We start from the raw sequence: 19,786 nt of genomic DNA on the forward strand, positions 1-19,786 counted from the left end.
CATGGATCACCGCCCCCCGGCGCACAGGCCGGCGTCGTACGACGCCGGCCCGTGTCCTCCTACGGGGTCAGGCGGTGCAGGTCGCGCGGGAACGCGGTGACCTCCCGGACGTTCGCCGCGCCGACCAGGCGGGCGACGAACCGCTCCAGGCCGATGGCGAAGCCACCGTGCGGCGGCATGCCGTGCCGGAACGCGTCCAGATAACCGGCGTACGGCTCGACGGGCTCACCCCGGGCGGCGAGCGCCGCCAGGTAGTCGGCGTGCCGGTGCAGCCGCTGCCCGCCAGTGACCAGCTCGACACCGCGAAAGAGCAGGTCAAAGCCATTCGAGTACGCCGGCCGCGCCGGGTCGGGGTGGGTGTAGAACGGCCGTTTCGCCATCGGGTAGCCGGTGACGAAGAGGAAGTCGGAGGCGTGTTCGCGGAGGGCCCACTCGCCCAGCGCCCGTTCGTGGGCGGGCGCGAGGTCCGGCTCGTCGGCGGGCGCCCCGGCGATCGTCAACGCCTCGCTGAAGTGCACCGCCGGGATCTCCGCCGGCACCTGCGGCGGCGTGACGCCGAGCGTCGCCAGGGCACCACCGGCCCGCTCACCCACCGTGCCCAGCATCCCGGCCAGCGTGTCGCGCAGCACCCGCATCACGTCGGAGTGGTCGGCGACGAAGCCCAGCTCCGCGTCGAGCGACGTGTACTGCGCCAGATGCCGGACGGTGTCGTGCGGCTCGGCCCGGAAGACCGGCCCCACCTCGTAGACCCGTTCGAAGACGCCGACCATCAACTGCTTGTAGAACTGCGGCGACTGCGCCAGGTACGCGGGCCGGCCGAACCAGTCCAGCGCGAAGACGTTCGCCCCGCTCTCGGTGGACGAGCTGACCACCTTCGGAGTGTGGATCTCCACGAAGTCCCGGGCGTCGAGGGCGGCCCGGAACCCGGCCACCGCCGCCGCCGAGACGCGCAGCGCGGCGGATCTCCTCGGGTGGCGCAGGGCCGTCGGGGCGTTGTCGAGCTGGGTCGGCAGGCTCGCGGTGAGCGCCGGCCGGTACAGGTCGAACGGCGGCGGCACGGCGAGCGGGCCGAGGGGACGTACCGTCGGGTCGGTCAGCTCGACCCCGGCGGGCGCGGTGCCGTTCGACGTGACCGTCGCGGTGACCTCGACGACCGTCTCCTCGGTGAGTTTCTCCAGCTCGGCACGGACGGCCGGGTCGGTGACGACCACCTGGGCCAGGCCGGCGGCGTCCCGCACGATCAGGAAGGCCACCGACTTGAGCAGGCGGCGGCGGTGTACCCAGCCGGCGATCCGCACGGTTTCGCCGACGTGGGCGGGCAGGTGCTGGGACAGGGTTCGTTGCATGGCGGGCTGCTCCTCGGTCGATCGCGACGCCGCCACCGGGGCGGCGACATCGCATCAGCCCCAGGGAGGTGTGGGCGAGCGGGAACCTCGCGGTGCCACCACACCTTCGTCCCCGCCGGAGCGGGAACCTCGTTCGTCGCCTGATGACCGGGGCCAGCCGGGCGGGCTCTACTGGGCTTCTCAGCCGTTCTTCCCGCAGCTCGGGAGGGTCTTCGCGCACCCGTCGCCAGACCGCCTCTCAGCACCGGCGGCTCTCTGCACTGGCGGGTCGGGGCACTACTCGGTTCCGTCGTCGCTGTTGGCGGCGACGGTAACACCCGCGCCCCGTCCGTGTGACGCCAATTTTCGGCTTGCCGGTGTCCGGCGTCACAACGTTCGGGGCGTGACGCCGGTCGCCTGACGCACATAGATGGTGGCCGTCCGGCGTAGGCTCGTTTTCGTGACGATCGAGCACTCCGCACCGACGACCGGTCAGGCAGCGCGTACCGCAACGGCCGCCCCCGAGGGGCGTCGCCTGCTGCGGATCGAGGCGCGCAACGCCGAGACGCCGATCGAGCGCAAACCGCCGTGGATCAAGGTCAAGGCCAAGATGGGTCCGGAGTACACCCAGCTGCGCGGGCTCGTCACGCGCGAAGGGCTGCACACCGTGTGCCAGGAGGCCGGCTGCCCCAACATCTACGAGTGCTGGGAAGACCGCGAGGCCACCTTCCTCATCGGCGGCGACCAGTGCACGCGGCGCTGCGACTTCTGCCAGATCGACACCGGCAAGCCGGCCGAGTTCGATGCCGACGAGCCGCGCCGGGTCGCCGAGTCGGTCGTCTCGATGGGGCTGCGCTACGCCACCATCACCGGCGTCGCCCGCGACGACCTGCCCGACGGCGGCGCCTGGCTGTACGCGGAGACCGTCCGGCAGATCCACGCCCTGCAGCCCGGCTGCGGCGTCGAGCTGCTGATCCCCGACTTCAACGCCGTCCCCGAGCAGCTGGCCGAGGTCTTCGGCTCCCGCCCCGAGGTGCTGGCCCACAACGTGGAGACCGTGCCGCGCATCTTCAAGCGCATCCGGCCGGCGTTCCGCTACGACCGGTCGCTGGACGTGATCCGGCAGGCCCGCGCCGACAGCCTGGTCACCAAGAGCAACCTCATCCTGGGCATGGGCGAGGAGCGGGCCGAGATCTCCCAGGCGCTGCGCGACCTGCACGAGGCGGGCTGCGAGCTGATCACCATCACGCAGTACCTGCGCCCCTCCCCCCGGCACCACCCGGTGACCCGCTGGGTCAAGCCGGAGGAGTTCGTGGAGCTGCGCGAGGAGGCCGAGGAGATCGGCTTCGCCGGGGTGATGAGCGGGCCGCTGGTGCGTTCGTCGTACCGGGCCGGCCGGCTCTACAAGCAGGCGCTCGACGCCCGCGCCGCCACGCCTGTCGTTCCCGCCGGCTGACCCGCCGACAGCGCCACCCGGGCCCGGAGGCCACGTGAGGTGACCTCGGGCCCGCTGGCGTCAGAGCCCGGCGGCGGGCTCGGCGAGCAGGCCGAGACGGTGGGCCAGCGCGGCGGCCTCCCCGCGGTTGGTCACATCCAGCTTGGCGATGATGCGGGAGACGTGCACGCTTGCCGTCTTCGGGGAGATGAACAACCGCTCGGCGATCCGGCTGTTGCTGTGCCCCTCGGCGACCAGCCGCAGCACCTCCCGTTCCCGCGATGTCAGCAGATCGGCCCCGGCCCCGCCACCGCCCGTGCCGCGCAGGCCTACCCGCCGCGCCAGGGTGGCTGCCGTCTCGGCCAGCGGCGTCGCGCCGAGCAGCCGGGCGATCTCCGCGGCCTCGGTGACCGCCGCCGACACCTCGTCCCGCTCGCCGGCTGCGGCGGCAGCCTCGGCCAGCGCCAGCAACGCCCGGCCGAGCGGGTACGGCTGCCCGTCGGTGCGCCACGCCCGCACCGCCGCCCGCCACGCCGGCAACGCCTCGTCGTCGGCCGCCAGCAGGGCGCTGACCTGGGCGGCGTGCGCCCGCGCGGCCGGGTGCCGCGTCGGTAGGTCGGCCGCGAGCGCCGCGACGGCGGCGGCCAGCTCCCCGTCACCCACCCGGGCGGCGGTACGCGCCCCGGCGCTCAGCACCGGCCAACCCTCGCGGGGCAGGTGCGGCAGGCTGTCGTCGGCCACCGCGACGCGGGCCGCGCGTACGGCCTCGATCTTGTCGTCGGCGGCCAGTGCCGCCTCGATGCCCAGCTCGTGCAGGGGTAGTCGGTGGTTCGGCCACAGGTAGGGCCGGCCAAGGAAGGCCAACGCCCGGTCGACCATCTCGTCGGCGCCCGGGTGCGCCCGCGCCAGCCGCAGACCGGCGCCCAACTGCAGCCAGTGCAGCCCGGTGACGCCGGACAGGTCGATGCGGGCGGCCTCCGCGCAGACCTTCTCGGCCTCGTCCCACCGACCCAGCGCGATGAGCGCCTCGGCCCGGTTGGACAGCAGGTACGCCCCGGTCGAGCGGCCGATCCCCACCCGCCGCGCCTCGGTCAGCCCGGCCTCGGCCGCCTGCGCGGACTCGGCGTAGCGGCCCAGCTCGCAGAGCACGTCCGACTGGAGCACCTTGACCAGCACGAGAGCCGCCGTGTCTCCGGCTGCCTGGGCCACGGTCTCGGCCCTGCCCAACTCGGCCAGCCGTTCCCCCTGCTGCTGGTGGCAGAGCAGGGCGATCCGCGTGGGCAGCAGGAGCAGCTCCTCGCCGAGCGCCTCGGCGTCCGTGCTCGCCTCGGCGGCGACCCGGGCCGCCTGCTCAGGATCGATCTTGACCAGGTGGGCGGCGATGTCGGCCAGCAGCCGGACGCGCTCCACCCCGAAGGGCCCGCTGGCCGCCAGGTGGTACGCCTCGTCCAGCTCCCGCCTGCCGTCGCTCTTGCCGAGCAGGGCCATCAGTCGGCCCCGCTGGTCCAGCAGGCGGGCTGCGCGTAGCGGCTCGGCGTCGGCGTCCACCTCGGCCAGGCCGGCGCGGGTCAACGTGATGGCCCGACTGAAGTCGCCGGCCGTCACCGCCGCGTCCAGGGTCTGCTCCAGCAACGCCAGGTGGTCCATGCCGAGCAGGTCGGCCGCGTCGGGCACCAGCTCCCACAGCTCCAACACCCGCTCCAGCAGTCGACGCTGCTCGGCGTAGGCGTACCGGTCGGCGGCGGCACAGGCCGCGACCCGCGCGGCGACCAGGGCACGGGGGTGGTCGTGCGCCGCGTGCCAGTGGTGGGCGATCTCGGCCGGGGCGCGGCCGGCGACGACCAGGTGCGGCTGGGTCTCGATCGCGGCGGCGAACCGCGCGTGCAGCCGGGCGTGCTCACCGGGCAGCAACTCGTCGTGCACGGCCTCGCGGACCAGCGCGTGCCGGAACTCGTAGTCGCCGTCGTGGTCGGCCACCACCAGTTGGGCGGCGACGGCGGCGCGCAACGCGTCCTCCAACTCGGCCTCGGGCAGGCCGGCGACCTCGGCGAGCAGACCGTGGGCGAAGCGGGTGCCGCCGGCCGCGGCGATCCGCAGCACCCGCTGGGCCGGCTCGGGCAACCGGTCCACCCGGGCCAGCAGGAGGTCGCGCAGCGTCTCGGGCAGCGCCGCGCAGCCGAGCGGGGAGCCGGCGACGGCCAGCTCCTCGATGAAGAAGGGGTTGCCCTGCGTACGGTCGTGGATGTCGTCGACGGCACGGGGCGCCGGCTCGCCGCCGAGCAGGTCGGCGAGGATCGCGCCGGTGCCGTCGCGGTCCAGCCGACCCAGCTCGACCCGCTCGACACCGCGTGCCCGGTCCAGCTCGGCGAGGAACGGGCGCAGCGGATGGCCACGCTGCAACTCGTCGGTGCGGTAGGTGCAGACCAGCAGCAGCCGGCCCGGTCGTACGGCCCGGACCAGGAAACCGATCAGGTCGCGGGTGGAGCGGTCCGCCCAGTGCAGGTCCTCGATGATCAGCAGCAGTGGCCGGGCGTCGGCGAGTCGCTGGAACAGCTCGGCGACCAGGTCGAACAGGTAGCCACGGGGGGCGTCGGTAAGTGGCCGTACGCTCGGCGCGGCCAGCCCCGCCGGCATCCGGCCCAGCTCCGGCAGCAGGCGGGCGAACTCCGCCTCGTAGCCGGCGAAGACCTCGGGGCCGTCGGCCCGCAGCACCGCGCGTAGGGCCGCGGCGAACGGCGCGAACGGCAGGCCCGCCTCGCCCAGCTCCAGGCACTGGCCGACAAGCACCCGGGCGCCCCCGGCGGTGGCCCCGACCGCGAACTCCTCCAGCAGCCGGGTCTTGCCCACGCCCGCCTCGCCACCGACCAGCACGGTGGCCGGCTCGCCCCTGCCGGCCCGGCCCAGCGCGTCCCGCAGCGTCGCGATCTCACGCTGGCGGCCGACGAGGACGGAACTGGCGGCGCGTATGGTCACGGATCCGAGCATGCCATGACCGGGCGGATCACTCGCCCCACCGATCGACCGGCGACGCGACGACAGGGCCGCCCCGGACCCGGGCCGGCCGGCCGGCGTCTCGGGTCCGCCGGCTGACGGCCTGGACCCGGGCCCCCGTTCGTCGTACCGGCCGACCGGCGGCTCGGATCCGGGCCCGCCGCGCGCGGTGGGTGCGGCGGTCGAGGTCACCGGCGGTCGTCACCCGTGCGGCGGGCCGGCTGCCGGCGGCCGAGCCAGCTTCGACCGGCGCGGCGCGGCACCGACCGGGCCAGTCGTTCCGCCGCGGCCTCGGCACGCAACTCAGCGGCGTGGGTACGGTGCAGGGAGAGCAGGAAATCTGCGTCGTTGCCGAACATGTGGGGCTCCTTCGTCGCGTCGTCGTCCTCTGCTGACGACTCTTCGCGCGAAGGCCCCGGCCCGGCATGGGCACACCGCCTCATCTTCCCCTGCCGCACCCTCCTTACCCGCCCGATCGGGGCGGGTAGGGCGACGTAAGGTACTCAGCCGGCCGGCACCCGGACGCGGATCAAGCGGGCCGGCGGGGACCACTAGACTCTGCGGCATGGCAAAGCCCCAGGAGAAGGTCTCGTTCGGCCAGCGGCTGAAGCAGATCGGGATGGTGTTCTCGTTCACCGCCAAGCAGGATCGGTGGTTCGCGCCGCTGGTCGCCGCGGCGGTGCTCATCCCGCTCGCGCTCACCGTGGTCGCGGTGATCCTCTGGAGCTGGATCTGGCTGCCGTTGGGCATCCTGTTCGCCCTGCTCGCGGTGCTGATCGTGCTGAACCTGCGGTCCAACGCGGCGATGATGAACGCCGCCGAGGGGCAACCCGGCGCGGCGGCGCAGATCATGGACAACATGCGCGGCGACTGGCGGGTCACCCCGGCCGTCAGCTCCACCACCCAGATGGACATGGTCCACCTGGTGATCGGCCGGCCGGGCGTGATCCTGCTGGCGGAGGGCAACCCGCAGCGGGTGCGTGGCCTGCTCGGGCAGGAGAAGCGGCGGCTGTCCAAGGTGATCGGCTCCGCCCCGCTGCACGACTACGTGATCGGCCAGGACGAGGGCGAACTGCCCATCCGCAAACTGCGCACGACGCTGCTGCGGCTGCCCCGTTCGCTCAGCGGCAAGGACGTCAACGCGCTGGACAAGCGACTCAAGGCGCTCACCGCCCGTCCGCAGATGCCCAAGGGCGCGATCCCGAAGAACATGCGGCCGCCGGGCGCCTTCCGCCAGTCGCGGGGCCGCTGACCCCAGGTGTACGCGTGAAGAGCCGGACCCACACGGGTCCGGCTCTTTCCCGTCCGCGTCCCGCACGCCGCACGCCGCACACCCCGCGTCGTCGGTCGGCTCGCTGGTCAGGACGCCGCACGCCGCACGCCGCACGCCGCACGCCGCACGCCGCACGCCGCACGCCGCACGCCGCACGCCGCACCAAGATCCTCACAACTTCGGGGATGTTGCTGCCTCAGACGCGCCGGAGGCAGCAACATCCCCGAAGTTGCCTGGATCTTGCCCGCATGCGGGCGTGTGGGCCGCCGGAGCGCGGGCTTCCGCACCCCGTCGCCGGTCAAGATCGTGCTCGATCCAGGATCTAGTGGCCTCAAGACGCTGGGACACCCCTACATCCTGGTTCGAGGGCGATCTTGGGCGGGCGGGGCGGCGGGACGGCGGGCGCGCGGGCGCGGCGGGACGGCGGGCGCGGCGGGCGCGGCGGGACGGCGGGCGCGCGGGCGCGGCGGGGCGGCGGCGGGCGTGGCAAGGCCGTTGCCTCGGGCGGTGGCCGGGGACGGAGGGGCCGAGGGCGCGGGAGTGCCTTGGGGACCGGCGGGACGGGACTCAGCCTCGGGGGGCGTCGACGATGACCGAGTCGACGAGGCGGTCGTGCACGCCACGACGGTGCTCGTCCATGATCAGCGCGGGAACGACGAGCGCCAGCAGCACGCCCCGGGCCAGCGCGCGGGGCAGGCCGATCCGGCCCCCGTCGTGCCAGTTCACGCAGCGGATCTTGGTGATGTACATGCCCGGCGTCTGGGCGAACAGGCCGAGGAAGATGCCGTACTCCAGGATCAGCACCAGCACGGGCGCCCAGCCGTCGCGTACCGGATCGGCGAAGATGTTGGCCACCAGCAGGCAGAGCACCCAGTCGATGATCAGCGCGCCGAAGCGCCTACCGAGGCTCGGCGGGGCGAAGGTGGGATCGGTGGCCGGCGCTGCCGGGACGTGCGGACTGGTCACAGCGATCAAGGGTATCCGCGACCCGATCGGAGCCTCGGAGCGCCGTCACCGGTGCGTGCCGATTCGGGCGAATGGCATCAACTGTCATTACAATGGAACAGCCGATACGACGTTTGCGCAGCCTGAGTGCGTGGACAGGAGCGTCGCTGACGCTCCGCGAGGGACGTAACACGGCAGAAACACCGGAGACATGGCCGGGCAACCCCCCGGCCCTAGCGTCGCCAGAAGCCTAGCCACCCCGTGGACGTGCCAGGAGGATGTGTGTTCGCCAATCCCGAGGAACTGCTGCGATACCTCAAGAACGAGGACGTGAAGTTCGTCGACGTTCGATTCTGTGACCTGCCCGGCGTGATGCAGCACTTCAACCTGCCGGTCGAGTCCGTCAACGACGACCTCTTCACCGACGGCCTCGCGTTCGACGGTTCGTCGATCCGCGGTTTCCAGGCGATCCACGAGTCGGACATGCTCCTGCTCCCGGATGTCGCCACCGCGTTCATCGACCCGTTCCGGGCGCAGAAGACCCTCGCGCTCAACTTCTTCATCCACGACCCGTTCACCCGCGAGGCCTACAGCCGCGACCCGCGCAACGTCGCGAAGAAGGCCGAGGCGTACCTCGCGGCCAGCGGCATCGCCGACACCGCCTACTTCGGCGCCGAGGCGGAGTTCTACATCTTCGACTCGATCCGCCACGAGACCTCGGCGCACCAGTCGTTCTACTACATCGACTCGATCGAGGGCGCGTGGAACACCGGCCGCGATGAGGCGGGCGGCAACCTCGGTTACAAGACCGCGTACAAGGGCGGCTACTTCCCGGTTCCGCCGGTCGACCACTACGCCGACCTACGTGACTCGATCGTGCGCCGGCTCGTCGACACCGGCTTCAACGTGGAGCGCTCGCACCACGAGGTGGGCACCGCCGGCCAGTCCGAGATCAACTACCGGTTCTCCACCCTGCTGCACGCAGGTGACCAGCTCCAGCTCTTCAAGTACATCGTGAAGAACGAGGCCTGGGCCAACGGCAAGACCGCGACCTTCATGCCCAAGCCGCTCTTCGGTGACAACGGCTCCGGCATGCACACCCACCAGAGCCTCTGGCTCAACGGTGAGCCGCTGTTCTACGACGAGACCGGCTACGCCGGCCTGTCCGACATGGCCCGCTGGTACATCGGCGGTCTGCTGCACCACGCGCCGTCGCTGCTGGCGTTCACCAACCCGACGGTCAACTCGTACCGTCGCCTGGTGCCCGGTTACGAGGCGCCGGTCAACCTGGTCTACTCGCAGCGCAACCGCTCCGCCTGCACCCGCATCCCGGTGACCGGCAGCAACGCGAAGGCCAAGCGCGTCGAGTTCCGCGTTCCGGACCCGTCGGCAAACGTCTACCTGGCCTTCTCGGCCATGATGATGGCCGGCCTCGACGGCATCAAGAGCAAGATCGAGCCGCCGACGCCTATCGACAAGGACCTCTACGACCTCCCGCCGGAGGAGTGGGGCGACGTCAAGCAGGTGCCGGGCTCGCTGCCGGCCGTGCTCGACTCCCTCGAGGCCGACCACGACTACCTGCTCGACGGCGGTGTCTTCACCCCCGACCTGATCTCCACCTGGGTCGACTGGAAGCGCGCCAACGAGGTCGACCCGGTGCGCCTGCGCCCGACCCCGCACGAGTTCGCCATGTACTACGACTGCTGACGCAGCCTTCGACTGCTGAGCAGTCACCGATCACCGGCCGGGCCGGCTCCGCGTACGCGCGGGGCCGGCCCGGCCGTTCTTCCGGCCCGCCACGCTGACCTACCGGCCACCGACATACCTTCGCGTCCGTTATATTGACCGGCATGGACACACCACTGCGGGAACCCACGTTCCTCATCCTCACCGCGCTCGCCGGCGAGCCGCTGCACGGCTACGGGCTGATCGGCGAGGTCACCGCCCTGTCCGACGGGCGGGTGACGCTCCGCCCGGGCACCCTCTACGGCGCGCTCGACCGGCTTGTCGACGCCGGCCTCGTCGAGGTCGACCGGGAGGAGGTGGTGGACGGGCGGCTGCGCCGCTACTACCGGCTCTCCCCCGCCGGCGACGCCACGCTGACCGCCGAGACGGAGCGGCTCCGGCGCAACGTCGAGGCCGCCGCCGCCCGGCTGGCCGCACGGGCTCGCGCCGCCCGACCGGCGACCCCGCGCCTCGCCGGAGGGCTCGCATGACCGACCTGGAGCGCCGCTACCTGCGCCTGCTGCGCGCGTACCCCGCCGAGTACCGGCGTTCCCGCGGCGCCGAGATCGTCGGCACCTACCTGGACCTGGCCGCGCCGGGTCGCCGCTGGCCCTCCCTCGCGGACGCCGCGGACCTCCTGCGCGGCGGGCTCCGCCAGCGGATCCGCGCCGCCGGAGCAACAGACCTGATGCCGGGTGTACGCCTCGCGGCCGCCGTGGCCCTGCTCACCGCCAGCACGCTCGCCGGCATGTGGACGGTTCTCGAACTGCGCCCCGCTCCGCCGGGCTTCGGTGAGCCGTCGGTCGGGCCGTTCGTGTCGCTCGGCATGGTGACGTGGGTCGGCTGGCTGCTCGCCGCGGTGGCGCAGGCGCTGACACCCGGCCGGTGGCATCGACGCGCGGTCGCGGCGGCACTGCTCCTCACGGTCGCGCTCGTTCCCGCCGCCGCGCTCACCGGTCTGCCCCGCCCGCCGCTGTTCGTGCTGCTCCCCCAGGTCGGACTGGGTCTGGTGGCGCTCGGCGTATCCGGCGATCGGCCGGTGTCGCTGCGGGTGATGCCGCTGGTCGCCGCCGTCGCCGGCCTGGCATTCGCGGTGAGCTCGGCGTGGGACAGTTTCGCCTGGACCTACCGCTCGGATAGTGCGGTGATGTTGCAGAGCGCCGCCGTGGCGATGCTCGTGGTGGCGGTGCTGCTCGCCGTCGGACTGGCGCTGCGCGGCGACCTCCGGGGTGTCTGGGCGACTCTGATCCTGCTCACCCCGGTGGGTCTGCTGGCCCTGCACCCGCTGGCCGGGGCGGCGGACGGCGTGCCGGCCGCGTTCGCTCCGAGCTGGACGGCGCTGGCCGTGACGGCTGGCCTGGTCGCACTGGTCGGCCCCGCCCTGCTGCCGGTGGCACTCGCCGCACGCGCCCGGCTGGTGCGCACCTCCACCCCCGGCCCGACCTGGAACACCCACCGCTGACCGCCCGCGCGCACACCCCGGATGATCGTGCTCGATCCTGGATGTAGTGGCCTCGGCGCCACGACGAGGCCACTACAACCATGTTCGAGCGGGATCTTGAGCAGCGGGCGGGCGCTTCTGTCGGTGCCAGACCGGGAGGATGAGCGCGGTCAGGAGCAGGGCGGTCATCGCCAGGGCGCCGGGGGCCTTGGTGAAGCGCGCGAGATTCGTGCCGTCGGGCAGGGCGAGGAAGGCCACCGCCGTCGGCAGCACGAACCACGTGGTCCGGGTGGCGGTGAGCGCGAGCAGCGCCAGCGGCCAGGTCGCGTACCAGGGATGGAAGACCGGGGACAGGGCCACCGTGGCGGCCAGGGCCAGGCCGGCGCCGTGCAGCGTGACCCGGGCGCGGACCGAGGCCGGATCACCCGAGGCCCGCAGGGCCCGCCAGGCCCTGCACCACAGGACCACCACCACGGCCGCGAGCAGCAGCAGCGCCACCGCCCGGACCACAGGCACCGCGTGCGGATCCCGCCCGACCAGCGCGCCGGCGTAGTCCACCACGAGGCCGACGGCGGTCGGCGGTGACGTCCACTGCTCGGAGTCTCCGCTGCGGGTCAGCCCGCCCACCCAGCCGAACCCGAGACCGGACAGCGCCGACGTGACCAGCAGCGCGGCCAGCAGCCCGCCGGCCAGAGCGCCGCCGTCGCGCAGCAGCGCCCGTACGGTGTGCCGACCGTGCACCGCCGCCAGCGCGGCGAACGGCGTCACCACCACGGCGGTGGCCTTCACCGTGACCGCCAGGCCGAGCAGCGCACCCGCGACGAGCAGCGCCGCCGGTCGACCCGGTCGGCGGATCACCACCAGCAGCCCACACAGCAGCAGGCCCAGCATCACGGCGTCGTTGTGCGCCCCGCCCACCAGGTGCACGCCGATCACCGGGGCGGCCAACGCCAACCAGGCGGCCCGCCGGGTCGGCACGCCGGCCGCCCGCGCGAGGCCGGGCAGGCAGAGCGCGGCCAGCAGCAGCCCCGCCACGGCGATGACCCGCAGCGCCACGACCGTGCCGGTGAGCCCACCACCCACACCCACGGCGAGCGCCGCGAGCAGCACGAAGGCCGGCCCGTACGGAGCGGGCGTGTCCCGCCAGATCGGCGCCACCGCGTCCACCCACGGGCAGCCGGCCGCCGCCACCGCAACCGCGTACGGGTCGACGCCGTGCGCGTACGTCCAGCCCTGACAGGCGTACGAGTAGACGTCCCGGCTGCCCAGCGGCGGCGCGACAAGCAGCGGCAGCACCCACAGCCCGGCGGTGACGTACGCCCACCGGCCCGACGGCGCACCGGCGCGCAGTGACCACCAGGCCCCGACCAGCAGCGCCGTGCCGATGAGCCAGCAGATCAACGTGGCCGGGCCGTTCGGGGCTCGCCAGATCGACACCGGCGTCGCGCCCAGCGGGGCGCCGGGCAGCGCCCCACCGAGATATCCGGCAACGGTGAGCAGGACCGCGCCGGCCAGTCCCGCATACCGGGCGGCGGCTGCCGTCCGCAGCGGCGGATCGGGCGGCGGCGGGCCGGGAGCGGTCACCGGCGCACCTTCCCTCAGTCGGCGGCGACCGGCTGACGGGCCGCCCGAGCCGACCGTACCAACCGGATGACCAGCACGATCACCAACAGCGTCATCAGCGGCGCCCCGACCGTCTTGGTGTACCGGGGCAGGCCGGTGCCGTCCGGCAGCACCAGGAACGACGCGACAAGCGCGACCACGATGAACCATCTGGTCCGCTGTGCGGTGGCCGCCAGCACGAACAGCGGCCAGGTCCAGTACCAGGGGTGCACCACGGGGGCGAGCGCGACGGTGAGGGTGAGCGCCAGGCCGGCGTGATACAGCGGGTCGCGGGTGCGGGCGCGCCACCACAGCCAGACAAGCAGTACGGCCAGGAGGACCACGGCGATCCCGCGAGTCAGCGGCAACGCGTCGATGTGACCGCCGAACAGCGCCGCCAGGTAACCGACCGTCTGCCCGACAGCGGTCGACGGGGATGTCCAGGCGATGGCGGCGCCGCCCTGGGACAGGCCGCCGACCCAGCCGAAGTCCAGCCCACCGGCGACGGTCACACCGACCACGGTGGCGACCGCGCCGCCGACCACCCAGCCGCCGTCGCGGATCAGCGTCCGAAGCCGGTACGGCCCGGCGGTGGCCGCCAGCGCGGCGAACGGCACCACCACCACCGCGGTCACCTTGATCGCCACGGCGACGCCGAGGAGCAGACCGCCGATCAGCAGCAGGCCCCGCCGACCCGGGTGTGCCGCCACCACGGCCAGCCCGCCGACCAGCGCGGCGAGCATCAGCACGTCGTTGTGGGGACCACCGATCAGGTGCGCGGCGACCAGCGGGGACCCCAACGCCAGCCACACCGCCCGCTTCGCCGGCACACCGGCCCGCCGGGCCAACACCGGTAAGGCCCACGCGGTGAACAGCACGCCGACCAGCGACAGCGCGCGGAACAGCACGATGCTGGCGGTCAGCGATCCGGTGGCCTTCACCACGGCGCCCGCGATCAGCACGAACAGCGGCCCGTACGGCGCCGGGGTGTCGCGCCAGATGACCGAGACCGAGTCCAGCCAGGGGCAGGGCAGCGCGGAGACGCCCTGCTCGTACGGGCTGATGCCGCCGACGAAGCTGGCGCCCTGGCAGGCGTAGGCGTACACGTCGCGGCTGCCGAAGGGCGGCGCGATCAGCAGTGGCAGCAGCCAGAGCCCGACGGTGACGAGGGCCCACCGTGTCGAGGGTCCCCCGTCGCGCAACGCCCACCAGGCGTAGGCCATCAGGCCGGTGCCGACCGCCCAGGCGGCAAGGATCAGCGGGCCGTCAGGCCCCTGCCAGATGCTGACCGGGGTGCTGCGCAGGGGGCCGCTGGGGAACGCGCCGCCGAGAAAGGCGGAGAACGCGAGCAGCGTCGAGCCGGCCAGGCCGGTCCAGCGCGCGAGGTGGGAAGGCACGCCCGACATGCTGCCAGCAGGTCGGCGGAGCGCCGACGGCAGGCAGTCAGCAGTGGTTCGCCGGCTTGAGCCCGCTGGTGATCGAGTAGTCGCCGGCCTCGCGGACCCGCAGCTCGGTCCATCCGTCCGCGCCGGGGCGCAGACAGCCCTTCGGGCCGTTCAGGGTTAACCAGCGCGACCAGCGCACCCGAACCGGCACGTCACCGGGCACGGCAGTGAGCCGGACCATGCCCCGGTCGGCGGCGACGAGCTGTCCTGGAGTACCCACCAGTGGTGTCGGGTCGACCACCGCGTACATCTGCCAGGTCTTGTCGCGCCAGACCTCGCGCAGGTACGGCAGGCCGGTGCGGATCAGCGCGGCCTCGTCGCGCCCCCACCGGTCGGCGGGAGTGTTCGCGAGTGCCACGTAGGTCACCGCCTCGTGACGTAGCCACTGCTCGTACGTCTGCGCGTTCAGGGTGCCGTCGTAGAACAGCGCGTTGCGGTCGCTGTCGACCTGGCGTTCCCAGCCACGGGCCAGCGGCACGGTAGGTGGAAGGTACGCGGATTCCCAGTGGTCCCGCAGGGGCACCACCTCGACCCGCCCGACGGGCTGCCGTCGGTCGAGTTCCGCGACGAGCGGGCGGTGGAACGCCGGGGCGCTCTCGGCGGCGCCGGCCCGGGTGACGTCGCTCAGCATCACCGGGGACTGCCACCAGACCGTCGCAGCGAGCAGCCCGGCAAGCCACGTGCCGGGCAGCGGCGCGTACCCGGCCAGCACGGGCAGGGCGAACAGCATCGGCAGTCGTAGCGCATTGGACCCGATCGGGCTGGGGACGTAGTAGGCCCCGACCAGGAGCAGCACCGTGAGCGCCGCCCCGATGCGCAACACCCGACGTCGGCGTGGCAGCACCGCCACCACCAGCACCGCGAGCGCGACGTTGATCCGCATCGACTCTGCCGAGTACGGCTGGGTGCCGCCGTTGCCGAAGAGGAATGCGAGCGGGGCGAGGGTGGCGGCGGGCGCCACGGCCAGGACGAACCCCTCCCCCAGTGGTCGTTCCGCCCGCAAGCCCCGCGGTAGTGGGCGGCCCGGTCCGCCACCGGTGCGCAGCGCGGACAGCAGCAACGCCGCGCCGGCCAGGCCGGTGAACAGACCGGCGACCGGGCTCGCCGCGGTCGCCAGGGCCGCGCAGACTGCGGCGAGCGTCAACCGGACCCAGCGCGACGGGCGGTCCACGCTTACCGCGCAGAGCGCCAGCAGCCCGAACGCCAACCCCACCGCGAAGGTGATGCGACCGCTCGCCAGGTTTCCGACCAGCACCACGGCGCCGAGGACGCCGGCCAGCAGCGGCCGACGGGCCCGGTTACGGGTGAACAGCCAACCCAGCGCGGCAGCGCCGACCACGGCGGCGACCGCGCCCAGCGGACGCACCCCGATCAGCGCACCCAACCGCGCGGTGAAGAGGCTGTAGCCGTATTGGTTGACGCCGCCGTACCAGCCGAGGTCGAGCGGCGTGGCACCGTACCGGTCGGCGAACTCGGCGCGGGCCACCTGGGCTGCGAGGTCCGTGCCCATCCGCGGCGCGAGCAGGAACGCGACGGCGAGCACGAGCGCGGCCCCGGTCGCCGCCGCCCAGGCCGCCTGCGGGGACCGCGTGGCCGGGCGGGTCGACGCGTCAGGCATTCAGGACCCGTTCCGTCGCGGCGCGGGAGCGCCGACCGGTGCGCAGGTACTCGTCGAGGAACTCCCCCGGGTCGTCGCGGCCGAGCAGCCGGACCACCCCGGCCAGCTCCACCCCGTGCCGGGGCAGTTGGTCACCGGGCCGGCCCCGGACCAGCATCAGCGCGTTGCGGACCTGCGCGGCCAGGGACCAGCCGGCGGCCATCTCCGCGGCGTCCGCCGGGTCGATCAGGCCGGCCCGCTCGGCCGCCGCGAGGGCATCGAGGGTACGCGTGCCGCGCAGCGCCGGAACCGCGCCGGCGTGCCGGAGCTGGACGAGTTGGACCGCCCACTCCACGTCGGCCAGCCCGCCCCGGCCCAGCTTGGTGTGGGTGGCCGGGTCCGCGCCGCGCGGCAGCCGCTCGGTCTCCACCCGGGCCTTGATCCGGCGGATCTCCACGACCTGCTCGCGGGTCAGCCCTTCTGCCGGGTAGCGCACCGGCTCGATCATCGCCTCGAACTCGGCGCCCAGGTCGGCGTCACCGCAGACGAACCGGGCGCGCAGCAGCGCCTGCGCCTCCCACACCCGCGACCAGCGGGCGTAGTACTGCGCGTACGCGGCGAGGCTGCGCACCAGCGGCCCCTGCCGGCCCTCCGGACGCAGGTCGGCGTCGACGCCGAGCGGCGGGTCGGGCGCGGGCACCCCGAGCAGTCGACGCAGCTCCTCGGCGATCGCGTGCGCGGCGGCGCTGGCGGCGCTCTCGCTGGCCCCGGCGGGCGGGTCGTAGACGAAGAGCACGTCGGCGTCGGAGAGGTAGTTCGACTCGTACCCGCCCAACCGGCCCATCCCGATCACCGCGAACCGCAGCCCCTCCGGGGCCGGCTGGCTGGCCCGGGCGGCACGCAGCGCGGCGGCGAGAGTGGCGTCGGTGACGTCGGAGAGCGCCGTACCGATCTCGGTGATGTCGGCCAGGCCCGGGGCCGGCCGGTTCGTGCCGTCCGGCCGGGTCGGGGTGGGGGCGAGCGCGCCCGCGCGGCAGAGCACGTCTGCGCAGGCCACCCGGACCAGTTCCCGGCGGCGCAGCGCCCGCACCGCGCTTGTCGCCTCGACCGGGTCGGTGTGTCGGGCCGCCGCCGCCAGGAAACCCTCCCGCAGGATCTCGCGGGGGCGTGGCACCATCTCGTTCTCCTCGGCCAGCAGCCGCAGCGCCTCGGGGTCGCGGGCGAGCAGGTCGGCGACGTACCGGGAGAGGGCCAGGACCCGGGCCAGCCGCCGGGCGACGGGACCGCCGTCACGCAGCAGCCGCAGATACCAGGGGGTGCTGCCCAGCTTGTCGGAGACCTTGCGGTAGTTGAGCAGCCCCCGGTCCGGCTCCGGCGCGTCGGCGAACTCGCTCAGCAACACCGGCAGCAGTGTCCGCTGGATGGCTGCCGTGCGGCTCACCCCGCCGGTGAGCGCCTGGAGGTGACGCAGCGCCCCGGCCGGGTCGGCGAAGCCGAGGATCTCCAACCGGTGCCGGGCCGCCTCCGGGGTGAGCCGCAGCCCGTCGGCAGGCACCCGGGCCACCGACTCCAGCAGCGGCCGGTAGAGCAGCTTGGCGTGCAGCCGGCGTACCTCGGTGGCGTGGGTGACCCACTCGGCCCGGAAGCTCTCCACGGCGCTGCGTCCCGGCGTGGCCGTGAAACCCAGCGCGGCGGCCAGCCAGCGCAGCGCGGACGGCTCGGTGGGCACGGTGTGCGTACGGCGCAGGGCCTGCAACTGGAGCCGGTGCTCGACGCTGCGCAGGAAGCGGTAGCCGCGCAGCAGCGACTCGCCGTCGGCGCGGCCGACGTAGCCGCCGGCGACAAGCGCGCGCAGCGCCGGGATGGTGCCCGGCGCCCGCAGCGTCTCGTCGCCGCGGCCGTGCACGAGTTGCAGGAGCTGGACGGCGAACTCGATGTCGCGCAGCCCACCGGGACCGCGCTTGATCTCGCGTTCCAACTCCTTCGGCGGGACGTTGTCGATGATCCGGCGGCGCATGGCGCGGACGTCCTCGACCGCCTCGGGTCGTTCGGCGGCCCGCCACACCAGCGGAGCGAGCTGGTCGATCCACTCCTGGGCCAGCGGCAGGTCACCGGCGGCCGGACGGGCCTTGAGCAGCGCCTGGAACTCCCAGGTGCGCGCCCACCGCCGGTAGTAGGCCAGGTGGCTGGCGAGGGTACGCACCAGCGGCCCCCGGTTACCTTCGGGCCGCAGCGCGGCGTCCACCGGCCAGGCGACCAGCCCGCAGATGTTGATCAGCCGGGCCGCCACCACTGTCGCGGCGGGCAGGTCGGCATCCTCGGCCGCCACGAAGATCACGTCGACGTCGCTGACGTAGTTCAACTCGCCGCCGCCGCACTTGCCCATCGCCACCACTGCCAGCCGGGGTCGCTCGGTGCCCTCGGCCAGCTCGTCGACGGCGATCTCGTACGCCGCGGCGAGCGTCGCGTCGGCAAGCGCCGACAGCGCCGCCATGGTCTGCTCCAGGGCCCGGCCGCCGGTGAGGTCGGCCGCCGCGATCCGCAGCAACGCCAGCCGGTACGCGGCCCGCAGCACCGCCACCGGGTTGCCGTCGCCTGCCGGTTCCAGGCGACCCTCGGCGATCGGCGCGAGCCCGTCCGGGGCGGTGCGCAGCGCCAGACAGTGCTCCGGGTTGGCCACCAGGTGATCACCGAGTGCCGACGACGCGCCCAGGACGGCGATCAGCCGACGCCGCAGTCCGGGATCGGCGTGCAGCTCGGCGATCAGCGGCGAGCCGTTGCTCGCGCCGGCCGTCGTGCCGCCGGTCGTGCTGGCCGCGGTGCCGGCGGTCGCGCCGGCCGTCGTGCCGCCCCCGGCTGCGGTGCTGCCGGCGTGTGCCCGGCGTTCGGCCTCGACGACGCGATGCAGTTGGCGGAGCGCCAGATCCGGGTCGGCGGCCCGGGACAGCGCGGCGAGCAGCTCCGCGGCGGTGTCGTCGACCGGCTCCTGTTCGACAGGCTGCCAGAGGCCCAGCCCGTCCGGGCCGAGAAGGTCGGCGGCGCGGGCTCCACCGTCGCCGTCTGCGACGCCGAAGCCGTAGCGGGCGAGCCGGCCCGGTGCCCTCGTCGGCCGGCCCATCAGTGCCCGAGCAGCGGCAGGCCACGCCGCGTCGTGCTGTCGTCCAGCTCGCCGAGGGCCAGCGCCGCGAACCGGGCGGCGAACGGCTGCCAGACCTCCTCGACGTCGACCATCACCGCGTCGCACGCCGCCACGACCAGCTCCGGGTCGTAGCCCAGTTCGGCGAGCTGGGCCGAGTCGGTGGCCCAGTGGGCGATCATCGCGGTGTCGCACTCGATGTGGAACTGCAGCCCCCAGGCCCGGTCGCCGAGCCGGAACGCCTGGTGCGGATAGCGGGTGGAGGCCGCCAGCAGGGTGGCACCCCGGGGCAGCTCGGTGATCTCGTCGGAGTGCCACTGAAGCACGTCCGGGATCAGCGGCACGTACCGGAACAGCGGGTCGCCCTCGGCGGCGTCCCGCCGACCGACCACGCCGGGCCCGATCTCCGGCCCGGACGGGCTCCGCTCGACCAGCCCGGCGTGCGCGGTGGCGAGCAACTGCGCGCCCAGGCAGACGGCCAGGGTGGGCACCCGGTACCGGACCGCCTTGCGCAGCAACCCCTCCACGGCCGGGAACCACTGTGCGCCCGGCGAGCCGTCCGGCAGCGGGTACGCCTGCTGGTCGCCGCCGAGCACCACAAGCGCCGCGTACCCCTCCAGGTCGGCGGGGAGTTCCTCGCCGGCGTGCGGGCGGACCACCCGCAGCTCCAGCCCAGCTTCGGTCAGCCACTCGCCCAGCCGGCGTGCGTCGTCCGTCGGGTCGTTCTCGATCACCAGCGCGGTTGCCACGCGTCGAGGCTAGCCGGTACGTCCCACAGCGCCACGCCCCGCCACGGTCCGCGTCGCTCGGACGCTCCCACCCGTACGCCGACGGTCGCGGCCGGGCCCGTGCACCGACGATTCGCGGCCGG

14 protein-coding genes are annotated in these 19,786 nt (G+C 73.9%); 5 read left to right on the forward strand and 9 right to left on the reverse strand.

Annotated features, from left to right (window positions below):
• Positions 1 to 59: 59 nt before the first annotated feature.
• Complete coding sequence (aspS, locus tag AB0K10_RS13850; RefSeq protein ID WP_363683191.1) at positions 60 to 1,346, reverse strand: aspartate--tRNA(Asn) ligase; 1,287 nt, start codon at positions 1,344 to 1,346, stop codon at positions 60 to 62.
• A 412-nt stretch (positions 1,347 to 1,758) separates the two neighbouring features.
• Between aspS and lipA the strand changes: the two genes are divergently transcribed.
• On the forward strand, positions 1,759 to 2,781 hold the full coding sequence (lipA, locus tag AB0K10_RS13855; RefSeq protein WP_363683629.1) for a lipoyl synthase: 1,023 nt from the start codon (positions 1,759 to 1,761) through the stop codon (positions 2,779 to 2,781).
• 60 nt (positions 2,782 to 2,841) lie between these two features.
• Here the strand turns inward: lipA and AB0K10_RS13860 are convergent, their stop codons facing one another.
• Both AB0K10_RS13860 and AB0K10_RS13865 read right to left on the reverse strand, forming a co-directional pair.
• Entirely contained in the window at positions 2,842 to 5,733 is a 2,892-nt protein-coding gene (locus AB0K10_RS13860; RefSeq protein ID WP_363683193.1) for an AAA family ATPase, read from the reverse strand.
• Between the two features lie 206 nt (positions 5,734 to 5,939).
• Positions 5,940 to 6,110, reverse strand: coding sequence for a hypothetical protein (locus tag AB0K10_RS13865; RefSeq protein ID WP_363683195.1), 171 nt, complete (start codon positions 6,108 to 6,110; stop codon positions 5,940 to 5,942).
• A gap of 206 nt (positions 6,111 to 6,316) precedes the next feature.
• On the opposite strand from AB0K10_RS13865, the gene AB0K10_RS13870 reads away from it, so the two are divergent.
• Positions 6,317 to 7,003: a DUF4191 domain-containing protein gene (locus tag AB0K10_RS13870; protein ID WP_363683197.1), complete on the forward strand. Its 687-nt coding sequence runs from the start codon at positions 6,317 to 6,319 to the stop codon at positions 7,001 to 7,003.
• 588 nt (positions 7,004 to 7,591) lie between these two features.
• On the opposite strand, the gene AB0K10_RS13875 is transcribed toward AB0K10_RS13870, so the two are convergent.
• Positions 7,592 to 7,990: an RDD family protein gene (locus tag AB0K10_RS13875; protein WP_363683199.1), complete on the reverse strand. Its 399-nt coding sequence runs from the start codon at positions 7,988 to 7,990 to the stop codon at positions 7,592 to 7,594.
• A gap of 261 nt (positions 7,991 to 8,251) precedes the next feature.
• On the opposite strand from AB0K10_RS13875, the gene glnA reads away from it, so the two are divergent.
• The 3 genes from glnA (at position 8,252) to AB0K10_RS13890 (ending at position 11,156) form a co-directional block, all read left to right on the forward strand.
• The gene (gene glnA / locus AB0K10_RS13880; RefSeq protein WP_266244590.1) at positions 8,252 to 9,676 is read left to right on the forward strand and encodes a type I glutamate--ammonia ligase; all 1,425 of its coding nucleotides are present in this window, start codon (positions 8,252 to 8,254) and stop codon (positions 9,674 to 9,676) included.
• 143 nt (positions 9,677 to 9,819) lie between these two features.
• Positions 9,820 to 10,185, forward strand: coding sequence for a helix-turn-helix transcriptional regulator (locus tag AB0K10_RS13885; protein WP_363683201.1), 366 nt, complete (start codon positions 9,820 to 9,822; stop codon positions 10,183 to 10,185).
• Positions 10,182 to 11,156, forward strand: coding sequence for a hypothetical protein (locus AB0K10_RS13890; RefSeq protein WP_363683203.1), 975 nt, complete (start codon positions 10,182 to 10,184; stop codon positions 11,154 to 11,156). The genes AB0K10_RS13885 and AB0K10_RS13890 overlap by 4 nt, the downstream gene beginning before the upstream one ends.
• Positions 11,157 to 11,228: 72 nt before the next feature.
• Here AB0K10_RS13890 and mptB (AB0K10_RS13895) read toward each other — a convergent pair whose 3' ends face one another.
• From mptB (AB0K10_RS13895) to AB0K10_RS13915, 5 genes are read right to left on the reverse strand one after another with little or no spacing between them, the layout of a single operon-like run.
• On the reverse strand, positions 11,229 to 12,719 hold the full coding sequence (gene mptB / locus AB0K10_RS13895) for a polyprenol phosphomannose-dependent alpha 1,6 mannosyltransferase MptB (protein WP_363683205.1): 1,491 nt from the start codon (positions 12,717 to 12,719) through the stop codon (positions 11,229 to 11,231).
• A 14-nt stretch (positions 12,720 to 12,733) separates the two neighbouring features.
• Positions 12,734 to 14,134 carry a polyprenol phosphomannose-dependent alpha 1,6 mannosyltransferase MptB gene (mptB, locus tag AB0K10_RS13900; protein WP_363683207.1) on the reverse strand — a complete coding sequence of 467 codons (1,401 nt, stop codon included), beginning with the start codon at positions 14,132 to 14,134 and terminating at the stop codon, positions 12,734 to 12,736.
• 46 nt (positions 14,135 to 14,180) lie between these two features.
• Positions 14,181 to 15,800, reverse strand: coding sequence for a hypothetical protein (locus AB0K10_RS13905; RefSeq protein ID WP_363683209.1), 1,620 nt, complete (start codon positions 15,798 to 15,800; stop codon positions 14,181 to 14,183).
• Positions 15,793 to 18,897 (reverse strand): bifunctional [glutamine synthetase] adenylyltransferase/[glutamine synthetase]-adenylyl-L-tyrosine phosphorylase, encoded by a 3,105-nt coding sequence (locus tag AB0K10_RS13910; protein ID WP_363683211.1) that lies wholly within the window; start codon positions 18,895 to 18,897, stop codon positions 15,793 to 15,795. Before AB0K10_RS13910 ends, AB0K10_RS13905 begins: the two co-directional genes overlap by 8 nt.
• Positions 18,897 to 19,664 carry a type 1 glutamine amidotransferase gene (locus AB0K10_RS13915; protein ID WP_363683213.1) on the reverse strand — a complete coding sequence of 256 codons (768 nt, stop codon included), beginning with the start codon at positions 19,662 to 19,664 and terminating at the stop codon, positions 18,897 to 18,899. The genes AB0K10_RS13910 and AB0K10_RS13915 overlap by 1 nt, the downstream gene beginning before the upstream one ends.
• Positions 19,665 to 19,786 lie beyond the last annotated feature (122 nt).

This window comes from Micromonospora sp. NPDC049274, assembly GCF_040678875.1.
GTDB lineage: Bacteria > Actinomycetota > Actinomycetes > Mycobacteriales > Micromonosporaceae > Micromonospora.

Excerpts from the sequence above, each read along its gene's own strand:
- AB0K10_RS13885 (WP_363683201.1), top strand. The coding sequence starts at position 9,820 with ATGGACACACCACTGCGGGAACCCACGTTCCTCATCCTCACCGCGCTC.
- AB0K10_RS13865 (WP_363683195.1), bottom strand. The coding sequence starts at position 6,110 with ATGTTCGGCAACGACGCAGATTTCCTGCTCTCCCTGCACCGTACCCAC.
- AB0K10_RS13910 (WP_363683211.1), bottom strand. The coding sequence starts at position 18,897 with ATGGGCCGGCCGACGAGGGCACCGGGCCGGCTCGCCCGCTACGGCTTC.
- AB0K10_RS13905 (WP_363683209.1), bottom strand. The coding sequence starts at position 15,800 with ATGCCTGACGCGTCGACCCGCCCGGCCACGCGGTCCCCGCAGGCGGCC.
- aspS (WP_363683191.1), bottom strand. The coding sequence starts at position 1,346 with ATGCAACGAACCCTGTCCCAGCACCTGCCCGCCCACGTCGGCGAAACC.
- AB0K10_RS13890 (WP_363683203.1), top strand. The coding sequence starts at position 10,182 with ATGACCGACCTGGAGCGCCGCTACCTGCGCCTGCTGCGCGCGTACCCC.
- AB0K10_RS13870 (WP_363683197.1), top strand. The coding sequence starts at position 6,317 with ATGGCAAAGCCCCAGGAGAAGGTCTCGTTCGGCCAGCGGCTGAAGCAG.